Origin of the sequence: Allobosea eneae, from assembly GCF_042657265.1 — a bacterium.
Classification (GTDB): Bacteria; Pseudomonadota; Alphaproteobacteria; order Rhizobiales; family Beijerinckiaceae; genus Allobosea; species Allobosea eneae.
In genome coordinates, this window is sequence record NZ_JBHSLW010000005.1 from 476,268 (window position 1) to 498,762 (window position 22,495).

General features: G+C 65.0%; 23 protein-coding genes, 3 tRNA genes and 1 riboswitch. Of the genes, 14 read left to right on the top strand and 12 right to left on the bottom strand.

Features of this window, described 5'->3' with window-relative positions; translation table 11 throughout:
- Positions 1 to 266 precede the first annotated feature (266 nt).
- The 3 genes from ACFPOB_RS03775 to dps form a co-directional block, all read right to left on the bottom strand.
- Entirely contained in the window at positions 267 to 848 is a 582-nt protein-coding gene (locus ACFPOB_RS03775; RefSeq protein WP_377795989.1) for a YqaA family protein, read from the bottom strand.
- Between the two features lie 165 nt (positions 849 to 1,013).
- Positions 1,014 to 3,842, bottom strand: a complete 2,829-nt coding sequence (locus ACFPOB_RS03780; RefSeq protein ID WP_377795990.1) for a valine--tRNA ligase — start codon at positions 3,840 to 3,842, stop codon at positions 1,014 to 1,016.
- A gap of 126 nt (positions 3,843 to 3,968) precedes the next feature.
- A complete protein-coding gene (gene dps, locus ACFPOB_RS03785; RefSeq protein WP_377795992.1) occupies positions 3,969 to 4,448 on the bottom strand; it encodes a DNA starvation/stationary phase protection protein Dps in 480 nt (159 codons plus the stop codon).
- Between the two features lie 121 nt (positions 4,449 to 4,569).
- Between dps and ACFPOB_RS03790 the strand changes: the two genes are divergently transcribed.
- Positions 4,570 to 5,055, top strand: a complete 486-nt coding sequence (locus tag ACFPOB_RS03790; protein ID WP_377795994.1) for a pyridoxamine 5'-phosphate oxidase family protein — start codon at positions 4,570 to 4,572, stop codon at positions 5,053 to 5,055.
- Positions 5,056 to 5,066: 11 nt separating this feature from the next.
- On the top strand, positions 5,067 to 5,279 hold the full coding sequence (locus tag ACFPOB_RS03795) for a hypothetical protein (RefSeq protein ID WP_377795995.1): 213 nt from the start codon (positions 5,067 to 5,069) through the stop codon (positions 5,277 to 5,279).
- A gap of 159 nt (positions 5,280 to 5,438) precedes the next feature.
- Here ACFPOB_RS03795 and ACFPOB_RS03800 read toward each other — a convergent pair whose 3' ends face one another.
- From ACFPOB_RS03800 to ACFPOB_RS03815, 4 genes are all read right to left on the bottom strand, one after another.
- On the bottom strand, positions 5,439 to 6,026 hold the full coding sequence (locus tag ACFPOB_RS03800) for a PopZ family protein (protein ID WP_377795997.1): 588 nt from the start codon (positions 6,024 to 6,026) through the stop codon (positions 5,439 to 5,441).
- Between the two features lie 163 nt (positions 6,027 to 6,189).
- Positions 6,190 to 7,587 (bottom strand): TolC family outer membrane protein, encoded by a 1,398-nt coding sequence (locus ACFPOB_RS03805; RefSeq protein ID WP_377795999.1) that lies wholly within the window; start codon positions 7,585 to 7,587, stop codon positions 6,190 to 6,192.
- Between the two features lie 239 nt (positions 7,588 to 7,826).
- A complete protein-coding gene (locus tag ACFPOB_RS03810) occupies positions 7,827 to 8,468 on the bottom strand; it encodes a protein-L-isoaspartate O-methyltransferase family protein (protein ID WP_377796001.1) in 642 nt (213 codons plus the stop codon).
- Between the two features lie 160 nt (positions 8,469 to 8,628).
- A complete protein-coding gene (locus tag ACFPOB_RS03815; RefSeq protein ID WP_377796002.1) occupies positions 8,629 to 9,534 on the bottom strand; it encodes a helix-turn-helix transcriptional regulator in 906 nt (301 codons plus the stop codon).
- Between the two features lie 344 nt (positions 9,535 to 9,878).
- Between ACFPOB_RS03815 and ACFPOB_RS03820 the strand changes: the two genes are divergently transcribed.
- The 3 genes from ACFPOB_RS03820 (at position 9,879) to ACFPOB_RS03830 (ending at position 11,559) form a co-directional block, all read left to right on the top strand.
- Positions 9,879 to 10,403, top strand: coding sequence for a hypothetical protein (locus ACFPOB_RS03820; protein WP_377796004.1), 525 nt, complete (start codon positions 9,879 to 9,881; stop codon positions 10,401 to 10,403).
- Positions 10,404 to 10,511: 108 nt separating this feature from the next.
- On the top strand, positions 10,512 to 11,021 hold the full coding sequence (locus ACFPOB_RS03825; RefSeq protein WP_377796006.1) for a hypothetical protein: 510 nt from the start codon (positions 10,512 to 10,514) through the stop codon (positions 11,019 to 11,021).
- A 187-nt stretch (positions 11,022 to 11,208) separates the two neighbouring features.
- Positions 11,209 to 11,559 (top strand): hypothetical protein, encoded by a 351-nt coding sequence (locus tag ACFPOB_RS03830; protein WP_377796007.1) that lies wholly within the window; start codon positions 11,209 to 11,211, stop codon positions 11,557 to 11,559.
- A gap of 263 nt (positions 11,560 to 11,822) precedes the next feature.
- Here ACFPOB_RS03830 and ACFPOB_RS03835 read toward each other — a convergent pair.
- A tRNA-Cys gene (locus tag ACFPOB_RS03835) sits at positions 11,823 to 11,896 on the bottom strand.
- Positions 11,897 to 12,085: 189 nt separating this feature from the next.
- On the opposite strand from ACFPOB_RS03835, the gene ACFPOB_RS03840 reads away from it, so the two are divergent.
- Positions 12,086 to 12,160: transfer RNA gene (locus ACFPOB_RS03840), tRNA-Asn, on the top strand.
- Between the two features lie 116 nt (positions 12,161 to 12,276).
- On the top strand, positions 12,277 to 12,666 hold the full coding sequence (locus ACFPOB_RS03845) for a VanZ family protein (protein WP_377796008.1): 390 nt from the start codon (positions 12,277 to 12,279) through the stop codon (positions 12,664 to 12,666).
- 21 nt (positions 12,667 to 12,687) lie between these two features.
- Here the strand turns inward: ACFPOB_RS03845 and ACFPOB_RS03850 are convergent, their stop codons facing one another.
- Positions 12,688 to 13,317: a glutathione S-transferase family protein gene (locus ACFPOB_RS03850; RefSeq protein WP_377796010.1), complete on the bottom strand. Its 630-nt coding sequence runs from the start codon at positions 13,315 to 13,317 to the stop codon at positions 12,688 to 12,690.
- 187 nt (positions 13,318 to 13,504) lie between these two features.
- Here ACFPOB_RS03850 and ACFPOB_RS03855 point away from each other — a divergent pair, with 187 nt between their 5' ends.
- The 5 genes from ACFPOB_RS03855 to ACFPOB_RS03875 all read left to right on the top strand — a co-directional run bounded on the left by ACFPOB_RS03855 (position 13,505) and on the right by ACFPOB_RS03875 (position 18,110).
- Positions 13,505 to 14,683 (top strand): hypothetical protein, encoded by a 1,179-nt coding sequence (locus tag ACFPOB_RS03855; RefSeq protein ID WP_377796012.1) that lies wholly within the window; start codon positions 13,505 to 13,507, stop codon positions 14,681 to 14,683.
- 223 nt (positions 14,684 to 14,906) lie between these two features.
- On the top strand, positions 14,907 to 15,359 hold the full coding sequence (locus ACFPOB_RS03860) for a VOC family protein (protein ID WP_377796013.1): 453 nt from the start codon (positions 14,907 to 14,909) through the stop codon (positions 15,357 to 15,359).
- Between the two features lie 102 nt (positions 15,360 to 15,461).
- Positions 15,462 to 16,106: a TenA family protein gene (locus ACFPOB_RS03865; protein WP_377796015.1), complete on the top strand. Its 645-nt coding sequence runs from the start codon at positions 15,462 to 15,464 to the stop codon at positions 16,104 to 16,106.
- A 60-nt stretch (positions 16,107 to 16,166) separates the two neighbouring features.
- Positions 16,167 to 16,263: riboswitch (TPP riboswitch) on the top strand.
- Positions 16,264 to 16,363: 100 nt separating this feature from the next.
- Positions 16,364 to 17,107 carry an ABC transporter permease gene (locus ACFPOB_RS03870; protein WP_377796061.1) on the top strand — a complete coding sequence of 248 codons (744 nt, stop codon included), beginning with the start codon at positions 16,364 to 16,366 and terminating at the stop codon, positions 17,105 to 17,107.
- 43 nt (positions 17,108 to 17,150) lie between these two features.
- On the top strand, positions 17,151 to 18,110 hold the full coding sequence (locus tag ACFPOB_RS03875; RefSeq protein ID WP_377796016.1) for an ABC transporter substrate-binding protein: 960 nt from the start codon (positions 17,151 to 17,153) through the stop codon (positions 18,108 to 18,110).
- A 253-nt stretch (positions 18,111 to 18,363) separates the two neighbouring features.
- Here the strand turns inward: ACFPOB_RS03875 and ACFPOB_RS03880 are convergent, their stop codons facing one another.
- Positions 18,364 to 18,729 (bottom strand): DUF1127 domain-containing protein, encoded by a 366-nt coding sequence (locus ACFPOB_RS03880; RefSeq protein WP_377796017.1) that lies wholly within the window; start codon positions 18,727 to 18,729, stop codon positions 18,364 to 18,366.
- Between the two features lie 219 nt (positions 18,730 to 18,948).
- Here ACFPOB_RS03880 and ACFPOB_RS03885 point away from each other — a divergent pair, with 219 nt between their 5' ends.
- Positions 18,949 to 20,721: an adenylate/guanylate cyclase domain-containing protein gene (locus ACFPOB_RS03885; protein ID WP_377796018.1), complete on the top strand. Its 1,773-nt coding sequence runs from the start codon at positions 18,949 to 18,951 to the stop codon at positions 20,719 to 20,721.
- Between the two features lie 58 nt (positions 20,722 to 20,779).
- The gene (locus tag ACFPOB_RS03890; protein WP_377796020.1) at positions 20,780 to 21,529 is read left to right on the top strand and encodes a phosphatase PAP2 family protein; all 750 of its coding nucleotides are present in this window, start codon (positions 20,780 to 20,782) and stop codon (positions 21,527 to 21,529) included.
- A gap of 165 nt (positions 21,530 to 21,694) precedes the next feature.
- Here the strand turns inward: ACFPOB_RS03890 and ACFPOB_RS03895 are convergent.
- Positions 21,695 to 21,781, bottom strand: a tRNA-Leu gene (locus ACFPOB_RS03895).
- A gap of 60 nt (positions 21,782 to 21,841) precedes the next feature.
- On the bottom strand, positions 21,842 to 22,489 hold the full coding sequence (locus tag ACFPOB_RS03900; protein ID WP_377796022.1) for a DUF1190 domain-containing protein: 648 nt from the start codon (positions 22,487 to 22,489) through the stop codon (positions 21,842 to 21,844).
- Positions 22,490 to 22,495 lie beyond the last annotated feature (6 nt).

Below are 22,495 nucleotides of genomic sequence, written 5' to 3' on the forward strand. Positions count from 1 at the left end.
CCGCTGTCCTGTCGGAGCGATCATAAGGCAACGCCGCCCGAAGGTCAGGCGGCGATCAGCCGGTCGATCAGCAGCTTGTGGCGGTCTGATACGTTTTCGCTTGCTTTGATACGGCCCACGCTCCCCTCAGCCCTCATCCTGAGGAGGTCGCGTCAGCGGCCGTCTCGCAGGATGATCCAGGTATCTCCGCAGCCTCCTGAAGAATCCTTCGAGACGCAGCCTACGGCTGCTCTTCAGCCTGAGGACTCAGGGATATTCGGGCGTTCTCAGAGCACCATCGGCAGCACGAAGAAGCCGCCGACGATGACCACCACCAGCGCCAGCGCCGTCATCGGCAGGTGCTTCTCGATGAAGATGCGGATGTCGTCGCCGTAATAGCGCAGCGCCACCGCGATCATCGCGAAGAAGGTGACGCGCGAGACGACCATGCCGACCGTGAACTTCCAGATGTCGAAATGCAGGAAGCCGGACATGATCGTGACGATCTTGAACGGGATCGGGGTCAGGCCCTTGGTCAGCAGCACCCAGAACCAGTAGTCCTGCGAGGTCGCGATCAGGTGCGCGGCCTTCTCCTGCAGGCCGTAGAGGCCGATCAGCCAGGCGCCGACCGATTCATAGAGCAACGCGCCGATCGCATAGCCGAGATAGCCGCCCGTGACGGCGCCGAGCGAGCAGACGCCGGCATAGAACCAGGCACGGTCGGGCCTAGCGATGCACATCGGGATCAGCAGCGGGATCGGCGGCAGCGGGCTCACCGAGCTTTCGACGAAGGTGATGGCGAAGAGCAGCCAGGGCGCAGCCGGGTGGGACGCGTAGGAAACGCACCAGTCGTAAGCACGCTTGAGCATGTAGGGGAAACCGTTCCTGGGTTCTCGCGCCGGTTGCAGGGCTGCCCTGCGTTCTATGCATTAATCCAATTGGCGCAATCAGGCCACTAATCTCTTGGGCTAGAGTCAATCGCGCATGTGTCCGTCAATTGCGCGACGGATTCGTGACGAGATTGCGGGAGCGGCTCAGGCGAGCCGCTCCAGCGCCTCCTTGATCTTGAGTTTGCGGGCTTCGGCCGCCGCCTTGCGCTCGCGGTTCTCCTCGACGATCTCCTCCGGCGCGCGCGCCATGAAGTCTGGATTGCCGAGCTTGCGCTCGACCGCGGCGATGTCCTGGTCGAGCTTGGCGAGTTCCTTGTCGAGGCGGCCGCGCTCGGCGTCGAGATCGATGATCCCGGCCAGCGGCAGCGCCGCGACCTCGCCGCGCACGATGATCTGCGCCGACTGGCCGGGAGCCTGATCGGCGAACTCGATCGCGGAGAGCCGCGCCAGCCGCTCGATCATTGGCGCCCAGGCCTCGACCGCGGCCCTGGTCGCGTCGCTCGCCCTGACCAGCACCAGCGGCACCTGCGTCCCGCCCGGCACGTTCGTCTCGGAACGGATCGAGCGGATGTCGGAGATGAGATCGACGACGAAGCCGATCTCGGCCTCGGCGGTCTCGTCGATCAGCGTCGACAGCTCCGGCCAGCGCGTCAGGCAGACCAGACCCGCCTCCCCGGCAGGAACGGCGCGCGGTGCGCCGGCATTGGCCTTCTGCGCCCAGAGCTCCTCGGTCAGGAACGGCATGAACGGGTGCAGCAGCTGGCAGATCAGGTCGATGACATGCGCCACCGTCGCCTGCGTCTCCGCCCGCGCCGCGGTCCCGGCGGCGTCCAGCTCCTCGGCCTGCAGCACCGGCTTCGACAGCTCGAGATACCAGTCGCAGAACTGGCCCCAGACGAAGCGATAGGCTGAATCGGCCGCCTCGTTGAACTTGAAGCTCTCGATTCCGGCTGCGACCGCCTCGGCCGTGCGCGCCGCCTCGGAGAGGATCCAGCGGTTCAGCGGCAGCGTGACGGTGGCCGGAGCGAAGCCCTCGGCCCGCAGGCAGCCATTGATCTCGGCGAAGCGGGCCGCGTTCCAGATCTTGGTCGCGAAGTTGCGGTAGCCCTCGACACGCGAGGTCGCGAGCTTGATGTCGCGCCCCTGCGCCGCCATCGCCGACAGCGTGAAGCGCAGCGCATCCGCCCCGTATTTGTCGACGAGCACCAGCGGATCAATGACGTTGCCCTTCGACTTCGACATCTTCGCGCCCTTCTCGTCGCGAACGATGGCGTGGATGTAGACGTCCTTGAATGGCACCTCGTCCATGAAGTTGAGGCCCATCATCATCATCCGGGCGACCCAGAAGAAGATGATGTCGAAGGCGGTGACCAGCGTGGCCGTCGGGTAGTAGCGCTTCAGCTCCGGCGTCTCCTCCGGCCAGCCGAGCGTCGAGAACGGCCACAGCGCCGAGGAGAACCAGGTGTCGAGCACGTCCTCGTCGCGCTTGAGCTCGACCGCCCCGCCATAATGGCTAAGCGCCAGCGCCTGCGCCGCGGCTTCCGACTCGGCGACGAAGCATTCGCCGTCCGGCCCGTACCAGGCCGGAATCTGGTGCCCCCACCAGAGCTGGCGCGAGACGCACCAGGGCTCGATGTTCTCGAGCCAGTCATTGTAGGTCTTCGTCCAGCTTTCCGGCGTGATCTTCGTCTTGCCGTCCCTGACCGCCGCGAGCGCGCGCTGCGCCAGCGGCTGGACGTCGACATACCATTGGTCGGTCAGCCAGGGCTCGATCACGACATCCGAACGGTCGCCATGCGGCACGGTATGCGTGTTCGGCTCGATCTTGCGCAGCAGGCCCCGCGCCGCCATCAGCCCGACCACGGCCTTGCGGGCCGCAAAGCGGTCGAGCCCATGCAATGCGAGCGTCTCCGCCTCGGGCGCCGCGCCTTCCAGGAAATCGGCATTGTCCTGAATCAGGATGCGAGCTTCGCCGTCCAGGATATTGACGATCCTCAGCGAATTGCGCTTGCCGACATCGAAGTCGTTGAAGTCGTGCGCCGGGGTGATCTTGACCGCGCCGGTGCCCTTCTCCGGATCGGCATAGTCGTCGCCGAAGATGGGGATGACGCGCTTGACCAGCGGCAGCACGGCGCTCTTGCCGATCAGCCCCTTGAGCTTGTCGTTCTCCGGGTGCACGGCGACGCCGGTATCGCCGAGCATCGTCTCCGGCCGGGTCGTCGCGACGGTGATGTAGGTTTCGGGATTCTCCGGGTCGTAGGCGGCGCCTTCGATCGGATAGTCGAAATAATAGAGATGCCCGTTCGGGTCCTTGGCCAGCGCCTTTTCCAGCTTGCCGGCGTCGAACGCCTCCTCGCCGCCACCATGCCATTTGAACGTGCCGGTCTTCTCGACCTGCAAGACCTCGAGATCCGAGATCGCGGTCTGGAACTTCGGATCCCAGTTCACCAGCCGCTTGGCGCGGTAGATCAGCCCCTGCTTGTGCAGGCCGACGAACACCTTGAGGACGGCGGCCGAGAGCCCCTCGTCCATGGTGAAGCGCTCGCGCGACCAGTCGCAGGAGGCACCGAGGCGCTTGAGCTGGTTGACGATCGTCCCGCCCGACTCCTCCTTCCACTTCCAGACCTCCGCGAGGAAGGCCTCGCGGCCCATGGTCCGGCGGTCGGTCTTGTTCTCGGCCGCGAGTTTGCGCTCGACCACCATCTGCGTCGCGATGCCGGCATGGTCGGTGCCGGGCTGCCAGAGCACGTCCTTGCCGCGCAGGCGCTCGAAGCGGCAGAGCACGTCCTGCAGCGTGTTGTTGAGCGCGTGGCCCATATGCAGCGAGCCGGTGACGTTCGGCGGCGGGATCACGATGCAATAGGGCTCGGCCCCGGGCGCGGCTCCCCGGCCCGCCTTGAAGGCGTCCGCCTCCTCCCAGGCCTTGCTGATGCGCGCCTCGACCGAGGCCGGCTCGAATGTCTTGTCCATCATCGCTCTGCTCGAACGCCAAACGGCCGGGGAGCCTGCCCCGGCCGCGAAAAACGAAAGCCAAAAGGTCTGCGGTCTTAAGAGCGCATGGGACGGCCCCGCGTCAACGGGCTCGTCACGGCGGATGCTTCAAGCCGCACTCGATTCGAGGAACCACAGTGCCTTGTCGAGCGCCCGCGAATAACCGGTGAAGATGTCGGCCGTGTCGGCATCGCCGGCCTCGTCGGCGGCATCGATCGCAGCCCGCACCGACTTGGCGGCCTCGGCATAGCGCTCGATCAGCTCGGCGAGATGGTCCTTCACCGCGACGATCTCGGTCGGATAGGCCTTGAGCCTGGTCGCGCCGGCGACGACCTGCACCGTGCCGAGCGCGATGCCGCCGAGCTGCGCCACGCGCTCGGCCACCGTATCGACATGGGTGTCGAGTTCAGCCCGGAAGCCGTCGAGCATCTCGTGGATGGCGATGAAGCCGGGCCCCTTCAGGTTCCAGTGCGCCTGCTTTGTCACCAGCGCAAGGTCGATGCTTTCGGCGAGCCGCGCATTGAGCAGCTCGATCATCGCCGTCTTGGTATTGGATTTCAGGTCGTTGCGGGATTTGATCTTGGCCATGGCAACCTCGCGCCTCGTGGAAGGCCACCATAGCAGCGAAGACGGCAATTCGGCGACCGCCGGAGACGGAACCTCGGCCCCGCTTCGGCGGTTGGGTTAGGAACCGCGAAAGGAGCGCCCGATGACCAGGAAGACCGACCAGGACCGAGCTTGGGAGCTGATCGACGAGATCGGCCTGTGCATGCTCGTCAGCCATGACGGCAATGGCGACCAGCTGCGCGCCCGTCCGATGAGCGCTCATGCCCGCCGCGACGAGGATGCGATCTACTTCCTCACCGATCTGCGCGCCCATAAGGACGACGAGATCGAGATCAACGAGAATGTCTGCCTCTGCTTCGGCGACAACAGCGCCTACAAATACGTCTCGGTCACGGGTACGGCGAATTTGCTCGACGACCGGGCGCGCGTCGCCGAGCTCTGGTCGATGGCCGCGCGCGCCTTCTGGGAGAGCAAGGACGATCCCAATATCCGCGTCCTCAAGGTGCGTCCCACTCTGGCAGAGTTCTGGGACAGCCCCGGCAAGATCGTGACCACGGTCAAGATGGCGGCAGCTGCGGTGACCGGCTCACGCCCTGATCTCGGCAGCAACCGCAAAGTCCTGCTCTGAGGAGGCCGGCCATGCGACTTCTCGTTCATCTGGTCGGCGCTTGGGTGGCGTCGGAAGCGGCGTCCGGCCGCTATCCTCGCCCGCTGTCGCTCGGCCTGCAGCTCCTGGTCTCGCGCCTGGGCCCGCAGACGGCGCTGATGGCGCTGGCGGGCTACGCGATCCAGAGCCTGAATGAAGGCGGAGCCTTCGGACCGCGCCGGGCGCCAACCCGGAAGCGGCGCTAAAGCCGACCGACTTCACACGCTACCACCGTCATCCTGGACGAGCGACGCTCGGCCCGGGATCCATCGCAAAGCTCCGGCGCCTTACGATGGATCCCGGAATTGTGCGGCTTCGCCGCTCGTCCAGGATGATGGTGGTGATTCCGAGGAAAATCAGCGCAATCAGCGTCGCCCGCCGCGAGCGACGCGCTCGATCTCGGCCCTGACCAGCCGCTCGACCATCGCCGGCAGGTTGTCGTCGAGCCAGGTCTTGAGCATCGGCTTGAGCATGTCCTTGACCAAGTCCTCCAGCGTGCGCGCATTGTTGCTGAGCACAGTGTTGGCAAGCGCGCCGAAGGCGTTGTGCACGGCAGCGCCGGTCTGATCCGAGATCAACGCCGTTATGTCCATCGGCGGCGCGGGCTGCGGCTGGATCGGCGGCGCCGCAACGGCCAGGGGCTGTGGCGGTTCCGGTTCAGGCAACGCCGCGACCTGCGGCTCGACGAAGTCGAGATCGTCCGCCGGCGCCGCGGCGGCTGCAGCAGGCTCGTCCGGGATCAACTCGGCTTCGGCACCGAGATCGAGCACGTCGTCCTCGACCGGCTCGGGCTCGGGTTCCGGCGGGGGCTCCGGCTCGGGAGCCAGTGCGGCCGGCTCCGGAGCGGGCTCCTCCGGCGGCGCGGCAGGCTTCTCGTCATCGGCGATGATCTTCCGGATGGAGGCGAGAATCTCCTCCATCGAAGGTTCATTGGCCTTGGGCTGCGCGCTCATGCTGATTCCGGTCACTCGACTCAGAGGACGCCAAAGGAATCAGTGCGCCCCGCTGCATGAGTATTTCACCGGAAAACCGGCAGGCAAGGCGGGCAGGACGTGTCCCACAGGAGAAATCCGGAGTGTTGCACCGGCGCGTCTCGCGCCGGCCTCCTACACGCACTCAGCGTCCATCCGGCGTCTGCGTACCCCAGAGCAGGCCCTTGACCTGGTCGTAGTGCTTGCGGGCGTCATAGCGCTCGGCCTTGAGCTTCAGCTTGTCGGCCGAGAGCAGCCCGACCGCCGACAGCACGGCATAGGAGGCGACGACACGGTCGCGCTGCGCCGTCACCAGGCTCGAGCGGGCGCTGACCAGTTCCTGCTGCGCGTTCAGCACGTCGAGCGTGGTGCGCTGGCCGACCTTGGCCTCCTCGCGCACGCCGGCGAGCGCGGTCTCGGCCGCCTGGACCTGAGCCTGCGCCGAGACGATCTGCGCCTTGGCCGCGTCATGCGCGCCCCAGGCTGAGACGACGGCGGCGCGGACGGTGTCGCGCGAGGTGTCGACCTCGATCCGTCGCTGCCCGGCCGTCTCCTTGGCCTGGCGGGTACGCGAATAGACCTGCCCGCCCTCGTAGATCGGGATGGTCAGGGTCGCGACCGCGCTGGCGGAGGTGCGGTTGTCGCCGAAGAACTGGTTGTCGTAGCGCTGCGTCACCAGACCGCGCACGCCGAGGACCGGATACAAATCCGCCTCGGTGACCTTGACCTGCAATTCCGCCGCATCGACGCCGTGCAATCCGGCGATGATGGCAGGGTGCCCCTGCAGCGCAATGTTGAGCGCCGCCGGCAGCGACTTCGGCAGCAGGTTCTCGACCGGGCGGCCCGGAGCGAGATTCTTGGGCTCGATGCCGACATTCTGGCGGAAGCGCGCGATCGAGGTCTTCAGATTGGACTCCGCCAGGATCTCCTGCGACTGAGCCGAGGACAGGCGCGCCTCGGCCTGCGCCACGTCGGTGCGCGTCACTTCGCCGACCTGAAACCGATCCTTGGTCTGGCGCAGCTGCTCCTCCAGCACCTCCACGTTGTTGCGGTTGAGGTTGAGGATCGCGGTGTCGCGCAGCACGTTCATGTAGGACGTCGCCGCGTCGAGCAGCACGTTCTGCTCGGTGTTGCGCAAGGTGGCGCGAGCGCCGAGCACCTGCGATTCGGCCTGGCTGACCGAACTGCGGGTCTTGCCGCCGTCGAAGATGTTCTGGTCGACCTGGACCCCGGCGCCGCGCGGGTTGAGGCGCGAGACGCTGCGGTTGTGCGGGTTGCCGTTGCCCTGCGCGTTGAACGGCGTGTCGCTCTCGGTGATGCTGGCGCCGATATCGGCCGAGGCCGTGATGCGCGGGCGGTAGCCGGAGAGCGCCTGCGGCACGTTCTCATTGGTGGCGCGCACGGCGGCACGTTGCGCGTTCAGCGTCGGATTGCCCGAATAGGCACGCCCCAGCGCCGCTTCCATCGTCTGCGCCAGCGCCGGGGAGCCGGTGACGGCTCCCAGCACGCCAACCACCAGCAGGCGGCTCGCAGTCTTCTTCAAGGTCGGTCGCGTTACAATCACTGGACGCCTCTTGTGCGGACTCTAGTCACGCCCAGGCATCGCCCCAGCCTCGGCACTCGGTTTAAAATCATAAACTTTGCAGCTCCTCTCGCCAATGTCGGGAGGCGAGCTGGTCGCTTTTCAATCCTGCACTGCCGCAAAAATGCGACACTCCCGTCGGGACTAATACCGACGGGCTAGCCTTCTGGGGAAAACCGGCCCGAAAGCCGGCCTTACCCTCACAGCGCGAACACCTCCGCCTTGCGGAATTCCTGCAGCAGAGGCGCCGCAGCATCGAAAACCGGCCGACCGGAAAGCGATTCGCCCGCCTTGCGGTACAGCATGACCCGCGCCGCGCGCCCCACGCCCTCGACAACGATCAGCCGTCCGCCCTGGCGGACATGGCGAAACAACGACTCGGGCTGAGTCTCACAAGCCCCGCTGACCAGCACGGCGTCGAACTGCCTGTGCTCGGGCAGCTTCGCGAGCAGTTCGGCGGCGGGCACGCCCGGCTGGTCGAAGGCGGTGCGGGCCAAGGCCAGCGCAGCCTCATCCGGCTCCAGCAGCGTCGCCTTGGCGCCCATGGCCGCCATCAGGGCCGCGCCATAGCCGGAGCCGCCGCCGTATTCGAGGGCCTCCTCGCCCGGCTGCAGATCGAGCACCTGAATCATCCGCGCCGTCACCATCGGTGCGGGCAAGGCGCGGCTGGTGCCCGGCAGCGGCTCCTGGCGGTCGAGATAGGCCAGATGCGACAGCTCGCCCGGCAGGAAAGCCTCGCGCGGCACGGTGTCGGCCGCGGCGAGCACGGCGCGATCCGTCACGTCATAGGTGCGCAACTGGCAATCGACCATCATGCGCCGCAGTTCGGCGAAGCTGCTCATGCTCAAATCTCCGAAGGAAGACGCCAGGACAGGCGCCTCGACCCTGCTCGCGGGTTTTGGGCGAGGCGGCTGCAAAAGGCAAGCCGTCGCGTCGACACGGGGAATGCGTCCGTCGCCGGCTGCTAGCGCATCGGGCCGGGAGCTTCGGACGAGAGAGGCGCTAACGTCTGCGCACCGGCAGCTCCGCCGCGCGCAGCAAGGCGGCAACCTGGCTCTGCTGCCGTGTCCCTGTCTTCCAGAACACCCGGGCGAGATGAGTGCGCGCCGTCGTCATCCTGATACCCTGCTGCTGAGCCACCTCCGTCAGCGACAGCCCGGAAGCCAGCCCCAACGCCAGCCTCGCCTCGGCCTCGGTCAGGTCGAACATCTGCCTTGCGGCGGCAAGGCCCCCGCCTGCCGGTTCGAGCGGGCGCGCCACGATCATCACATCGCTCGTCCGCCCGGGCAGAGCGTAGGCCGCAGATAGCGGCGTGACGCAGAGCGACACATCGCGCGCTTCGCCGCTGCGCGCGCGCAGCAGCATCTGCCCCTGCGCACCGATGAGAGCGCTCGCCTTGGCGACCAAATCCTTCAGCCCATTCTGCTCGGATGCCGCACGCGCCGACAATCTGCCGCCTCGCAGACCGAGCGGGCTCGCCGGATCGGCCAGCAAGTCGTCGCCGGCCGCATTCGCATAAGCGAACCGCATAGCTCGATCGACGATGATGACGGCGAGCGAGAGCTGGTCGAGCGCCCGCCGCGCCATTTCGCGCTCGATGCTGACGCCGTCAAGCTGCTGGTGCAGCATCGTCACGCGCCGCATCACCCCCGCGAACCGCTCGAACAGCGCGAATTCGGTGGCGTCGAACGCCTCCTGCCGGCGTCCGCGCTGGACGTCAAATATCCAGAACGAACCATCCACATCGAGCACGCGGCTGGCCATCCCGCCGAACATGTCCTGCGGCGCCATCCATTCGCGCCACAGGCGACTGTCGCGAAAGCGCTCACCGAGCAGGACATGATCCCGATAGGCTGAGCCGATCGGCACAGCCGCGACCTGCGCGCTGAACCGCAAGGCGTCGGGCATCAGTTCGCGGCAGAGGAATGCGTTGAGGTCGGGATCGGACGAGTTAGTGATCGCGTCGTCGGGATGGGAATCCGGACCAAAATAGCCAAGGCAGATCTTGGAGCCGTCGAAGAGCTGGCGGACTTGCTCGATCGCCCCTGGCATCTCGCGAAAGTCGAGCGCCGCATCGAGCAGCACGCCGATGGTGCTGGTGACCACATCGAGATTCGCCCGCGCCATCTCAGTCCTCGGCCAGACATCCGCTCTACCGGCGCGACCTGGCCTTTCCCCCCCTCGGCCGGCATCGTCCCCTACGGCACCAGTCGCAGAACGCGGCCGGAAAATTACGCTAACCTTATGGTCAGGTGTCGCAAAGCTCAAATATTCCCCAGCGTTATCGGGCAAGTGCCTCGCTCTCCCATCTTTCCGCGCGCGACATATGGCCGCTCGGCGCCCTGCCCCGCGGCCTTGCGGGTGTCGGCGCCGCATTCGATCCCCATCTGCTGCGTCGCCCCCCGCGCCGACTGAACGATCGCGCGAGCCGCGCGTTTCCGCTGGACGACCCCGACCGAGGTGACATGCATCTTCAATCAGGCAGGCACGAACTGAGAGCCGCCTTCAAGCGGATCGAAGCCGAACTCCCCCCGCGGCTTGGCCGGGCGATGCGTTGGCTGCGCCATCCCGATTCGCGTCTGATCCGAATCCCGGCCGGACTCGCCCTCATCATCGGCGGCGTGTTCTCGTTCCTGCCGATCCTTGGGGCCTGGATGCTGCCGCTCGGCCTGATGCTGCTCGCAGCCGACATCCCGTTCCTGCAGCGGCCGATGGCGCGCTTCGCGAACTGGTGCCTGGGACTGATCGACCGCTTCAGGAGCCGCCGTTCGGGCTGATCGATCGCCAGCGCGAGCGCGGTCGAAACCGCCTCTGCACCCCGCAAACCTTTCCCTGACTGCCGATATCGAGGGCCTGCAAGAGAGACCGAACGACGGGGGCTGAGCATGTGGTATGCGCCTGGCGAAGATCCCTACAAGAGCCCGGACATCAACCGGCAGGACCGCTTCTTTCACGACCTGAACCAGGTCAACGACCAGATCATCCGCGAGCAGGCCCGCATATCCGAGAGCCGGGCGAGAAATCTCCGGGCGATCCCCGATAAGGTTCCCGCCTACCAGCCTGTCGTTGGCTCCCGCGTCCCTGCCGATCCGACGAAGCGCCGCGCGCAGCCCACGAAGCGCAGGAAACCGACCACCGCCGAACGCTGGCAAGCGGCGCTGAAGCTGTTGCTGTTCTCTACCGTGGTCGACTGGCTGCTGATCGCGGGCGGCGCAGCACATGCCTGGAAAGTTATCGCCTACACGATCCTGATTGTTGGCTCGCTCATCGCCGGGAGCCTTGCTCTGGCGGCGCTTGCCCGCGCGGCCGAGGCCTTCCTGCGCAGCCGGATCGGCAAGCTCAGCCTGCTTTCTGGCGGAGCGCTGACGATACTCTATCTCGTCTATGGGGTCTGAGAAGCAGCACGGCTCATCCGGCGGGGCGCTGTTCCCGATGCGGGCGCGGCAGCAGCGCGAGGAGATCGCCGAATTTCGACGCCGGATGGGCTGCGAGAGCGTCGGCTCCATCGACGACTTCGGACACAAGCCCGTGCTGCTCGGATTCGAACGCCAACTACCCCCAAATGGGTAATGCAAACGTATGATGAGCAGCTACGCTTCAAATCCTGGCTTGGCTGGAATTCGCGACGCCTTAACCCCAACACCCAGCCGGCGAGAGCACAAAGAATGCGGCGTTGAAGGTGAGGGACATGCCTTGGCTATCGAACCGCGATCCCCGGAATTTGCGTGCGATGCATGTGGCGCCACCACGATCGAAATCCCGGAATGGACGGACGACCAGGCAGTGCTCGAATGCCAGGAGTGCGGGAAGCCGCTCGGCAAGATCAGGCTGATACTCGCAGTGCTTGAAGCGGCTTTGGTAGACAATGAGAACGAGCCATCGGCCGACGAGCTGAGCTCAGGGGCGCAAGGCTCACGTCGCTTGTCGCATTGATCTGCGACAGAGGGTTTGGCGATGAGACAGATAAAGGCATGCGCTTCGGCGAACCGAGCCTAACCCGTGCGCGCCGTCAGGAAGACAAGAGCGAGTTAGCTCCGCGAGCCGCGGGCGCAAGAGCGAATCCGTTACCGACCGATTCGATAGGGCTAGCGGGCCTTGAACCCTACTCAGGGTCCCCCACCGTGAGGAGAACTGGGAGTGAGCGCCAATCTATGACTGACGCCAATCCATTTAGGCACTGATTTCTGAGAAGAATTTGGAGGCCTCGCCCGGAATCGAACCGGGGTGCAAGGATTTGCAGTCCTCTGCGTAACCACTCCGCCACGAGGCCTTCCGGAAGCGCCGCCGAAGCGCGCTCCTCGGCGGGCGTATAACCACATGCCGAAGCGCGCCGCAACCGAAACTCTGCCGGCATTGTGAATTGACCATGGGGCAGATCGGCTGCCCACGATTTTCTCCGGCCCAATGCCAGCAAAGGGGTTGCACCCGGCCGGGAGCGTCGCTATACGCCCCCCACCGATCCCGGATAGCTCAGCGGTAGAGCAATCGACTGTTAATCGATTGGTCGCAGGTTCGAATCCTGCTCCGGGAGCCAGCATTTTCGAGGGCTTGAGCGCTGACCGCTTAGGCCCTTTTTGCTTTCCGGGGACGGAAATGGTGCAGCGGGGGAGGCAAACGGCAGTGCTGCGGCTCTTCGGGCTCGAGCTATCCATGCGCCGCTGGGCCGCCCTGATCGGCTGGGGGGTGGTCGCCCTGGTGATCGTCGCGACCCTGTCCCCGATCGGCGCCCGCCCGCACATCGCGCATCTCGGGCCGCAGATCGAACGCTTCGCTGCCTATCTCGTCGCCGCCGCGGCTCTCGCTGTCGCCTATCCGACGCGCAAGGGCGTGATTCTCCTGTGCATCGTCGCCGGCGCCGGCGGGCTGGAGCTCGCCCAGCATTTCGAGGCGAGCCGGCACGCGCGTGCGCTGGACGCGCTGGTCAAGATCATGGGCGGCCTGAGCGGGCTTGCCATGGCAGCGCTGTCCGAACGCGTCTGGCCAAAGCGCGTCACCGCGCCCGCCATCGCCCGGCGCACAGACCGGGCACCCCACCCGTAGGCGATCCGCGTTGATGTGCCACTAAGCCGCCGGCTGCACGCTGGCGAACGCCTCGGCGATCCGCTGCGGCGCCGTCGGGCGGGCATACATGCGCTGAAGATAGGCGCTCAGCCGCGGGAAGCCGTCGAGCAGCCCCTCCTCGTTCGCCCAGTCCATCAGATAGGCGGTGACGCAGTCGGTCGCCCCCATCCGGTCGCCGACGATGAATTCGCGCCCTTCCATATGGGCTTCGAGCACGGCCGCCATGAGCCGGAATTCCTCGCGGGCCAGCACGATGTCCTGCGGCAGCCGCTGGTCTTCCGGATAGAGGAAGCTGTGCTTGGCGATGCGCCAAAGCGGCTGCTCCAGCTCGGTCATCGCGAACAGGATCCAGCGATAGGCCTGCGCCCGCTCGTCGATGTCGTCCGGCAGCAGACGCTTCTCCGGGAATTTCTCGGCCAGATAGAGAATGATCGCTGCCGATTCCGGCAGGACATTGTCGCCATCGACCAGCACCGGCAGCTTGCCGGCCGGGTTGATCTTGAGGAACTCCGGCGTCTGCGCTTCGCCGCCGAGCAGGTCGACATGGATATAGTCGAACGCCACGCCGAGTTCCTTCAGCCCCCACATTGCCCGCAAGGTCCGCGTCGGACCGAATCCATAAAGCTTCATCATCGCTTCCTCCCATACATACCAATCAGTCTGTATTGACGGAGTTTCGGCTGACAATCCGTGTCAGCATTGTCGCTCGCGGCCTGCCACGGCGCCATGATCGCGCCACCATCGCGCCTAGCTTGACCTCTCCCGAACGGCGCAGCCGCCAGCAATGCGGCGCGCCCGTCCCTGGAGACCCGATGCGATGCCCGCCCGTTCCGCGCTCATGACGCCGCTGCTGCTGGCGCTCGCCGCCCCTGCCCTCGCCCAGACTGCGACGACGACGGCCGCTCCGGCCGCCTCCGAGCCTGCCGGCGCCGGGCAGGCGCCCGATGCCTGCCGCCTGCTGCCGCAGGCCGATCTGGAGGCGCTTTTCCCCGGCCGCCCGATCACCGCAAAGGGGCCGACGCTGAGCCCGATCCACCGCGGCCCGCAATATGCTGAGAGCTGCATGTACTCGGTGAAGCTGCCGAGCCCGACCTCGAAGCTCGACCATGCCCGCTTCGCCTCGCTCACGGTGATCCGCTGGGACGGCGTCGCGAAAGGACGAGAGACGCCGGCGCAGGCCTTCGCCTCACTCAAGGGAACGCGCGAGAAGGTCGCGGCCGATCCCAGGCTCACGCTCAAGCTCGAACCGCTCTCCGGCATCGGCGACGAGGCCTTCCAGGAGACCAACAGCTCCGGCGTCGTGATCCGCGCCCGCAAGGACGACCTGATCTACGCGATCTCGCTCGATCTCTATTCCGAGCAGACCGCGCCGAACGCGCTTGCCCTGGCGAAACAGGCGGCGGCGCGCTGGCGGGCCGGCACCGGCATGGTCGATGCGCCCCAGCAGATTGCCGCCAACAGCGCGGTGACGGTGCCGGCCGACACGCGCCCCTCCTCCGTCGCTCCGGTCGAGCAATGGCCGGATGCCTGCGCCCTGTTGACGCCGGCCGAGGTCAAGGCGGCATTCCCCGAGATGAGCGTCGGCGAGCCGCGCAAGCTGATGGGCAAGATCACCCATGAGAGCCGCGAGAACCGGCAGGAGGCCCTGCCGAATCCGATCGGCTGCCAGTTCGACGCCAAGCGCACGATAGAGAAGGACGGCAAGCGTACGGTCGAGCTCAACCAGATCCAGGTCAGCGTCCGCAATGTCGCCGCCAATGAGGAGCTGTCGAAGCGCTGGTTCCAGAGTGCGATCAAGGTTTCGGACGCGAAGACGCCGGTCGCGGGGCTGGGCGACGAAGCGGCGCTCGACATCATGAACCGCATCCACATCCGCAAGGGGCTGACCACGGTCGATGTCCGCGTCTCCGGCGGCGAGCGCGACCAGGCGTTGCACGATCAGGCCAAGGCGCGCGTGGGCGAGCTGGCGAAGATCGTGGCCAGCCGGCTGAAATAGGCGGTCCAGGTTTCGGGTGGAGCGGCTACGGCCGCTCCCCTAGCCTGCTGACACAGGCAAGCGCGGCACGCTGCGATGAATGCCAGAGAGCACTGACTGAGGAGGACATCGCTGCAATTGACATCGCCGAGACACACTACGTTGATATCAACTTAATTGGGCCCATTGTGACTATGAGCGCTTCTCTGCGCCAACATGCCCCCAGATCTGAGAGGAAATGACTATGAAAATCGTGACCAGCCTGAGCTTCCGTGGCCAATGCCGCGAGGCCTTCGAATTCTACGCCAAGGTCCTCGGCGGCAAGATCACGGCTGCTATGCCCTATGGCGATGCGCCGCCCGACATGGGCATGCCGGACGCTGACGGCAAGTACAAGGACTGGCTGATGCATTGCTGGCTCGATGTCGGCGACCAGTCGCTGATGGGCGCCGACATGGATGTCGACTGGGCCCAGAACATCGACAAGCCCAAGAACGGCTTCGACGTCACCTTGCACACCAACGACAAGGCTGAAGGCCAGCGCTGGTTCGACGAGCTCTCCGAAGGCGGCAAGACGGTGATGCCGTTCAGCGAGACCTTCTGGTCGCCTGGTTTCGGCTCGCTGGTCGACAAGTTCGGCGTGCCCTGGATGGTCAACACCATCCCGACCGGCGATTGGAAGCCGCCGCAAGGCTGAGCCTTCGTTCTGGAAGAGGCGGCCGGAGCCGGTGCTCGGCCGCCAGTTTCGGTGTAGCGCTGCTGCTGATAGGGAGAGCCCGACCAGCAGAAGGCCACGACCATGACCACCCGTTTCACCGAGACTCTCCGCCAGGCCAGCCAGCCGGCCTGGTCGCAATCCGTCGGCCACCGCTTCGTCCGCGAGCTGCTGGACGGGGCGGTGTCCGATGCGGTCATGGCCCGCTATCTGATCCAGGATCACCGCTTCCTCGACAGCTTCCTGACCCTGCTCGGCGCCGCGCTCGCCAGCGCCGACAGCTTCGAGGCCCGCATCCGCTTCGGCCGCTTCATCGGCATGGTCAGCGGCGAGGAGAACACCTATTTCCTGCGCTCCTTCGACGCGCTCGGCGTCAGCGAGCAGGATCGCATCGCCCCGCCCGATAGCAAGCCTACCGCTGGTTTCAAGGCGATCATGCGCGAAGCCGCCGCGACACGCTCCTATGCCGCCGCCCTCTCCGTGCTGGCCGTGGCCGAATGGCTCTATCTCGACTGGGCCCAGCAAGCGTCGCAGCCGCTGCCGGCGAGCTTCATCCATGCCGAATGGATCACGCTGCACGATAATCCCGATTTCCGCGATTTCGTCGGCTTCCTGAGGAGCGAGCTCGACCGCGTCGGCCCGGGCGAAGCCGAGACCAGCCGGGACTTCTTCCTGCGCACCGTCGCGCTGGAGAAGGCCTTCTTCGACTCCGCCTATGACGAGGCCTGAGCGGCAGGCCTTCGACTCGACACAGGCGTGACAGGCGCAAGCCTTTCTGCCACAAGCACAATCGAGAGACGGGGGCGTTCGCCGCGAGGCGAGCTGAGAAGCACCCTTCGAACCTGAACCAGATCATGCTGGCGGAGGGAGTCGCTCGGGGCAGCCTCGCAAGCGCTTTTCCCCGTGCCCGCCTTCCACCGGAAAGGCGAGCGTTGACAACGCAGGACGCGACAGAGCAGAGCGCAACTCCCGGCATGAAGCCGATGATGGCCGCGCTGGCCCCTGCCCTGCGCACGATTCTCGTCCTGCTATTCGCTTGGCAAGCCGCGATCTTTCTGTTCCAGCCGCCGCGCTACATCCTGCCTTCGCCGCTCGACGTGGCGCTGGCCTTCCAGCGCCAGCCCGGCTTCCTCTTCAACAACAGCCTGACGACCATCGCCGAGATGGCGCTCGGCTTCGTGCTCGGCTCGGCGTTCGGCGCGCTGACGGCGCTCGCAATCGCCGCACTGCCGCGTTTCGGCCGCCTCATCTGGCCGATCCTGCTCGTGCTGCAATCCTTCCCGGTCTTCGTGATCGCGCCGCTTCTGGTCGTCTGGTTCGGCTTCGGCATGGGCTCGAAGGTGATCATGGCGACGATCATCATCTTCTTTCCCGTAGCCTCCGCCTTCACCGACGGCCTGCGCCGGACCGACCCGGAACTGATCGACGCGACTGCGCTGACCACGGCGACGCATTGGCAGACGCTGCGCTATGTCCGCCTGCCACTCGCCATGCCTGCGCTCCTCACCGGCCTCAGGGTCGCGGCCCCGCTGGCGCCGCTCGGCGCGGTGATCGGCGAATGGGTCGGCTCCTCGGCCGGGCTCGGCTTCGTCATGGTCCAGGCCAATGCCCGCATGCAGACCGACACGGTCTTCGCCGCGATGACCGTGCTCGCCGTGCTCAGCCTCGTCCTGCGCCATCTCGTCGATGCGCTCGGCCCGCGCCTCATTCCCTGGGCGAGCGAGCCGTGACGTCACTCCGCTTCAAATCGATCACGCAGAAGGATTTCGCCCGATGACCCTCCGCGCCGTGACCAGACGCGCCCTCCTCGCCACCGGCCTTGCTCTGGCCGCCGGCCTCGCCAGCCCGGCCCGCGCCGCCGACAAGCTGACCGTGATGCTCGAATGGTTCGTCAATCCGGATCATGCGCCGCTGGTCGTCGCCGACAAGCTCGGCCTGTTCAAGGAAGCTGGGCTCGAGGTCACCATGGTGCCGCCATCCGACCCCTCGGCCGTGCCGCGCCTCGTCGCCGCCGGCCAGGCCGATATCGGCATCCACTACCAGCCCAATCTCTATCTCGACCATGCCGCCGGCATCCCGATCGTCCGCGTCGGCACCTTGGTCGAGACGCCGCTCAACAGCGTCATCGTCAAGGCCGACGGGCCGATCAAGAGCCTCGCCGACCTCAAGGGCAAGACGGTCGGCTATGCCGTCTCGGGCACCGAGACCACTTTGCTCGGCCAGATGCTGGCCAAGGCCGGCCTCAAGCTCGACGACGTCAAGCTGGTCAACGTCAACTTCGCCCTCTCGGCCGCGCTGATCGGCGGCAAGGTCGACGCCACCCTCGGCGGCTACCGCAATTTCGAGCTGACCCAGATGAAGCTCGAAGGCCATCCCGGCACCGCCTTCTATCCGGAGGAGCACGGCGTTCCCGCCTATGACGAATTGATCCTGATCACCCGCCGCGACGCCGTCGGTGACAGCCGCCTGCCGCGCTTTCTCGATGCGATCGAGAAGGCAGCGCTCTATCTCACCAACCACCCGCAGGAGGCCTGGAAGCTCTTCATCGCCGCCCACCCCAATCTCGACGACGCCCTCAACCGCCAGGCCTGGACCGATACGCTGCCGCGCTTCGCCAAGCGCCCGCGCGCGCTCGACCAGGGTCGCTATGAGCGCTTCGGCGCCTTCCTCGTGGATCGCGGGCTGATCAAGAAGGCTCCGGCGCTTGCCGAGATCGCCGGCGAGGTGAAGTGACCGAAGGATTGCGGTGGCAGCCCTCCCTGTCGCCGCCCATTCCCGCATCGACGTCAGGGCGGACCTGTGCCGGCCGCGAGCCTGATCCACGCGATCGCGCTGATGCCGGGCCGGATCGGTCTACCGCCTGCGTCTTCCAGCCGGCGAGCGGTTGCTGGCCTGGTCCCTGCCGAAGGTCGACCATCGGCGGAGGTAGAGGCCGCACCAGCCGATGACGGACACTGCCTTGTGCTCCGCGCCGGGCAGTGAGCGGTCACGGCCGCGGATCGATGCGCCCGACGGCGAACGCGATCTCCGAACGGCTGATGCCGATATCCCTCAGCGTCCTGTCGTCGAGACGCGGCAACGCGTTTGCCGCGTGGCGCATCTGCACCCTGTCGCAGATCCGGCGGAACCGTCCCGACAGGGCCTCGATCAGCCTGGCCGTCAGGGGACGCGGGGCAGGTTTTCGATGAGGTCGGACGAATGGACCATGGACCTCATAGATGAACTGTTCGCCGATGATTTGCCCGACGGCCCTGCGACCCACCAGTCGGTCGAGGACCGACTTGGTGCGAGGCCGCAGCATGTCGGCCAGGTCTTCGATGTCGTGAAGAAGGTCGCTTCCAACCGCGTACATGGTGCCGCTCCCACTGCCTCGCCCGCCGCCTCGCGAGGCGGTGTTGCAGCGTTATGGCGGCTCGCAGGGCATCTCGTCTGTGAGGTGCCGCACACGTCGACCCCTTTCCAAGAAGACGAAGAGACGACATGATGCCGGCAGTAGCCCGTGCCGGCTACGCCGACAGCCTTGCCTCTGGCCTGATTTGCCCTCCTGCCATTAGACGTAGGCGGACTGTGCATGTTGTCGATGGCGCAAACCTTGGATCGTAGTGTCCTCGCAGTCCTCTGCGCTGACGTCGCCGACTATAGCCGAATGATGGACACGGCGGAGGAGGAGACCCACAAACAGCTGATGTGGCTCTTGGCCGCCGTGGTGACTCCCGTTGTCGAAAATCACGAAGGTAGAATTGTCAAATTCACTGGGGACGGCTTCCTTGCTTGCTTCGGCGACGCAGTTTCGTCGGTCAATTGCGCCCTGCGAATACAAGAATTTACACGCCAATCTCAAATGAAACGCGATCCTGAGCGTCGGATCCAATTCAGAATCGGAGCGACGATCGATAGCGTGATTATCGAGGACAACGATATTTTCGGAATCGCTGTTAATACGGCCTCACGCCTTCAGCAGATGGCCACGCCCGGCGCCATATTAGTTTCGAGCGATCTATTTTCTCAGATCAATGGCCAACTCAATATACCTTCCAGGGATTGCGGCCGGATTAGATTGAAGAATTTTCATAGCCCGACGCACGCGTTCCTCATAAATGCGCCACGGACGGACCCAAACCGCTCAATTGCCAAGCCATATCGGAAAAAAACCCGCCTTCCTACGATCGCTGTCTTTCCGTTTTCCGCCTTTGATGGCAGTGGTGGTGACGATTATTTTTCGCAAGGACTGATGGATGGCATCATTGGCGCGTTAAGTAGCTTGCGTGATATCATGACGATCAACCGGGGATCGACTATCGATTATAACGTCAGAGAAGCTCCCGCTATTCTAGGGAAACGTTTGGGAGCGAACTACGTTCTCACCGGAGTGATTGGACGATCTGGCGATGAAATTCGCGTAACCTGCTCCCTGACTGATGTGAGGAGCGGCAGCGTTCTCTGGTCCGATCATATGGACGGCACCTTGTCGTCCATATTCGATATGCAGGACAGTATCGCGACCAAAGTTGTCGGCACTATCGCCCCCCACGTCCGCGAAGCCGAACTTGCACGGGCTGTGATGAAGCGTCCAGAGAACATGGACGCCTATGATTTGCTTCTTCAGGGTATCGACCTGCTCTACAGAATGGACAGCGAACAGTTCATTCGCGCACGAAAATTTCTCGATAGCGCCATCGAGACTGACAGTCGGTATCCCCCAGCTTATGCTTATGCTTCCCTCTGGCATATTTTCAATATTGGCCAGGGCTGGTCAGCCGACCCAACATCGGATTCTTACCAGGCTTGGAAGCTGGCCTCCGCTGCGGTTGATCGGGATGCCTCCAATTCGCTGGCGCTCGCGATCTGCGGACACGTCAAGTCATACCTGTTCCACGAATACGCAGCCGCGACATCCTATTTTGAGCGCGCGATCAATTGTTCGCCAAGTCACGCCTGGGCGTGGGCCCTCAGCAGCGGCACATATGCCTATATGGGAGACGCTAAAGAGGCGGTCGAACGCGCCGAGCGCGGGATCGCGCTGTCACCGGCGGACCGGCACGCATTCTACTATCTGTCCTTCCTCGGCCTTGCCCACTACGCCGGTGAATCTTACGAGGCGGCCGTGGATTGCGACCGCAAGGCCGTGGGGCAGAATCCCCATTTTCGCGCGGGGCTGCGGGTCCTGATAGCCAGCCTCGTTGCGCTCGGCAGGCTGGACGAGGCGAAGGACGCTGCTCGCGCCCTTCTTGCCGAGCAGCCATCCTTCCGCGTCTCCGTCTACGCACCTCAGTGCCCCTGGTGGGACGACGAGGTCCGAACAACCTTCTTGAGGCGCCTGATCGACGCCGGGCTTCCCGAGTGATCAAGACGAGTCGGAGGCCAAGGTCAGCATCCGATACTGCAAAAAAGGGGGCTAGATTATGGGAAACTGCTTCTTTGATCCGCTGGACTTGCCGGAGTTCCCCACTCACCCGGATCAGCCCGGCTTGCGAGACGGCCCGCGTGACCTCCTCACAGATATTACGGAGTTCCCGAGGCACTATTGGGATCCAGATTATGTCGGCCTGGCAATCTTGCCGGAATTCGCGACGTCTGGCTGGGAACACCAAATCTCTGTTTCGCCACCACCAGCGACCAAATCGGAGGAGACGCGCAGGGAGATCGACTACCTATTAGCATTGATGGACGAACGAACTAAAGCCAGAGATGAAATTGTCGCACAGAGTGCTGATTTTCCGAAATACTGGCTAGGTTTATTGATGATGAATCGCACGTCTCATCCTGCGACATATGAAATGATAAAAGCCGCGGCTCGCGTTGGCGAGATGGTGATGTTTTTCTACAAATTCAAATTCAATCGCCCGCGCCCGCATCAATTATGTCCGGCGCTCATGCCGATGATTGCTGTACCCGGGCACGCTTCGTATCCGAGCGGCCATTCACTGATGTCTCATATATTGTCCCTCACGGCAGCATCGGTCCGGAAAGATATCGAAGGATTCCTGACCGCGCTCGCCAACAGGGTCGGCAAAAATCGAGAAATCGCTGGCTTGCACTATTCGAGCGATACACGCGCTGGAGAGGATATCGCAAAGGGCGCATTCGAAATTCTCTCCAGCTGCCCCAGCTTTAAGAAGTTGCGGAGTGACGCAAAGAAGGAATGGCGCTGATCGTTTTGACCCGAGACTTGATCGTCCTCCAGCTGTGGGTGATCGTCCTGCGATCAAGGAAGCCACCGCTGCATCCCGCTGGCTGACATCCGCTCGCGGCTGCGAGCACAGATCGCTATCGGCCGACAGCTGAACGAACGACCGAACGACTCATCATTTAAGCCATGGTGCGGACGGCGGGGATCGAACCCGCATGCCGTTTCCGGCGAGGCATTTTAAGTGCCTTGCGTCTACCAGTTTCGCCACGTCCGCGCGACGGAACTGGTTAGCGGTGCGAAAGCCCGGCGACAAGCGCCGGTTGCGCAGCTGTACTCAGCGCCGATGCGCCGGCTTGTACCATTCGACCCCGTCGGGATCGACATAGAGCCCTGGCGCGACGTCGGAGCCGATCTTCTTCTCCTGCATCGGCACGCGCACCGTGTCGTCGCGGTCGCCACGGCGGATATAGGGGCCGCTCGCCTGCTGGCTGTGCTGACCGCCGCCACTGCCACCGCCCATCACCGCCCGGCGGCCGGCGACCTTGTCGTCGAGCGCCGCGACCTGGCGGGCCGCGAACGTCACCTTGGCCGAGCCCTCGATGATCGGCAGAGTCCTGCCGGAGGCTCCCTCGCCGGTGACGCGGATGCCGACGAAGCGCGGCACGTAACTCTGTCCGCCGCCGCCACGCGCCAGCGCGTCCCAGCCTCCGGTGGTCGAGACTTGCGCGCCGCAGCGCTTGTGCGCGCGCTCGCAGGCGCTGCGCGAGGCGTAGCGCGGCGCCTTCTGCTCGAATTCGGCGCGGGCATTGCGATAGGCATTCTCGCATTGCTCGGCCGAAAGCTTGCCGGCCTCGATGCATTCGTCGCGGCGGACATAGGTCTGGCCGGCTACCTGCGCGGCGAGATCGGCGGGCGTCAGGGCAAAGCCGGCAACGGCGAAAACCGCCGCCCGGGCGACAACCAAGGGAAAGAGCGTGATCATGCGCCT

What these genes read in the sequence shown, in the direction of transcription:
- ACFPOB_RS03775 (WP_377795989.1), bottom strand. Translation starts at nt 848, where the DNA reads ATGCTCAAGCGTGCTTACGACTGGTGCGTTTCCTACGCGTCCCACCCG.
- ACFPOB_RS03780 (WP_377795990.1), bottom strand. Translation starts at nt 3,842, where the DNA reads ATGATGGACAAGACATTCGAGCCGGCCTCGGTCGAGGCGCGCATCAGC.
- dps (WP_377795992.1), bottom strand. Translation starts at nt 4,448, where the DNA reads ATGGCCAAGATCAAATCCCGCAACGACCTGAAATCCAATACCAAGACG.
- ACFPOB_RS03790 (WP_377795994.1), top strand. Translation starts at nt 4,570, where the DNA reads ATGACCAGGAAGACCGACCAGGACCGAGCTTGGGAGCTGATCGACGAG.
- ACFPOB_RS03795 (WP_377795995.1), top strand. Translation starts at nt 5,067, where the DNA reads ATGCGACTTCTCGTTCATCTGGTCGGCGCTTGGGTGGCGTCGGAAGCG.
- ACFPOB_RS03800 (WP_377795997.1), bottom strand. Translation starts at nt 6,026, where the DNA reads ATGAGCGCGCAGCCCAAGGCCAATGAACCTTCGATGGAGGAGATTCTC.
- ACFPOB_RS03810 (WP_377796001.1), bottom strand. Translation starts at nt 8,468, where the DNA reads ATGAGCAGCTTCGCCGAACTGCGGCGCATGATGGTCGATTGCCAGTTG.
- ACFPOB_RS03815 (WP_377796002.1), bottom strand. Translation starts at nt 9,534, where the DNA reads ATGCCCGACGCCTTGCGGTTCAGCGCGCAGGTCGCGGCTGTGCCGATC.
- ACFPOB_RS03825 (WP_377796006.1), top strand. Translation starts at nt 10,512, where the DNA reads ATGTGGTATGCGCCTGGCGAAGATCCCTACAAGAGCCCGGACATCAAC.
- ACFPOB_RS03830 (WP_377796007.1), top strand. Translation starts at nt 11,209, where the DNA reads ATGAGCAGCTACGCTTCAAATCCTGGCTTGGCTGGAATTCGCGACGCC.
- ACFPOB_RS03845 (WP_377796008.1), top strand. Translation starts at nt 12,277, where the DNA reads ATGCGCCGCTGGGCCGCCCTGATCGGCTGGGGGGTGGTCGCCCTGGTG.
- ACFPOB_RS03850 (WP_377796010.1), bottom strand. Translation starts at nt 13,317, where the DNA reads ATGAAGCTTTATGGATTCGGTCCGACGCGGACCTTGCGGGCAATGTGG.
- ACFPOB_RS03855 (WP_377796012.1), top strand. Translation starts at nt 13,505, where the DNA reads ATGCCCGCCCGTTCCGCGCTCATGACGCCGCTGCTGCTGGCGCTCGCC.
- ACFPOB_RS03860 (WP_377796013.1), top strand. Translation starts at nt 14,907, where the DNA reads ATGAAAATCGTGACCAGCCTGAGCTTCCGTGGCCAATGCCGCGAGGCC.
- ACFPOB_RS03865 (WP_377796015.1), top strand. Translation starts at nt 15,462, where the DNA reads ATGACCACCCGTTTCACCGAGACTCTCCGCCAGGCCAGCCAGCCGGCC.
- ACFPOB_RS03870 (WP_377796061.1), top strand. Translation starts at nt 16,364, where the DNA reads ATGGCCGCGCTGGCCCCTGCCCTGCGCACGATTCTCGTCCTGCTATTC.
- ACFPOB_RS03875 (WP_377796016.1), top strand. Translation starts at nt 17,151, where the DNA reads ATGACCCTCCGCGCCGTGACCAGACGCGCCCTCCTCGCCACCGGCCTT.
- ACFPOB_RS03880 (WP_377796017.1), bottom strand. Translation starts at nt 18,729, where the DNA reads ATGTACGCGGTTGGAAGCGACCTTCTTCACGACATCGAAGACCTGGCC.
- ACFPOB_RS03885 (WP_377796018.1), top strand. Translation starts at nt 18,949, where the DNA reads ATGTTGTCGATGGCGCAAACCTTGGATCGTAGTGTCCTCGCAGTCCTC.
- ACFPOB_RS03890 (WP_377796020.1), top strand. Translation starts at nt 20,780, where the DNA reads ATGGGAAACTGCTTCTTTGATCCGCTGGACTTGCCGGAGTTCCCCACT.
- ACFPOB_RS03900 (WP_377796022.1), bottom strand. Translation starts at nt 22,489, where the DNA reads ATGATCACGCTCTTTCCCTTGGTTGTCGCCCGGGCGGCGGTTTTCGCC.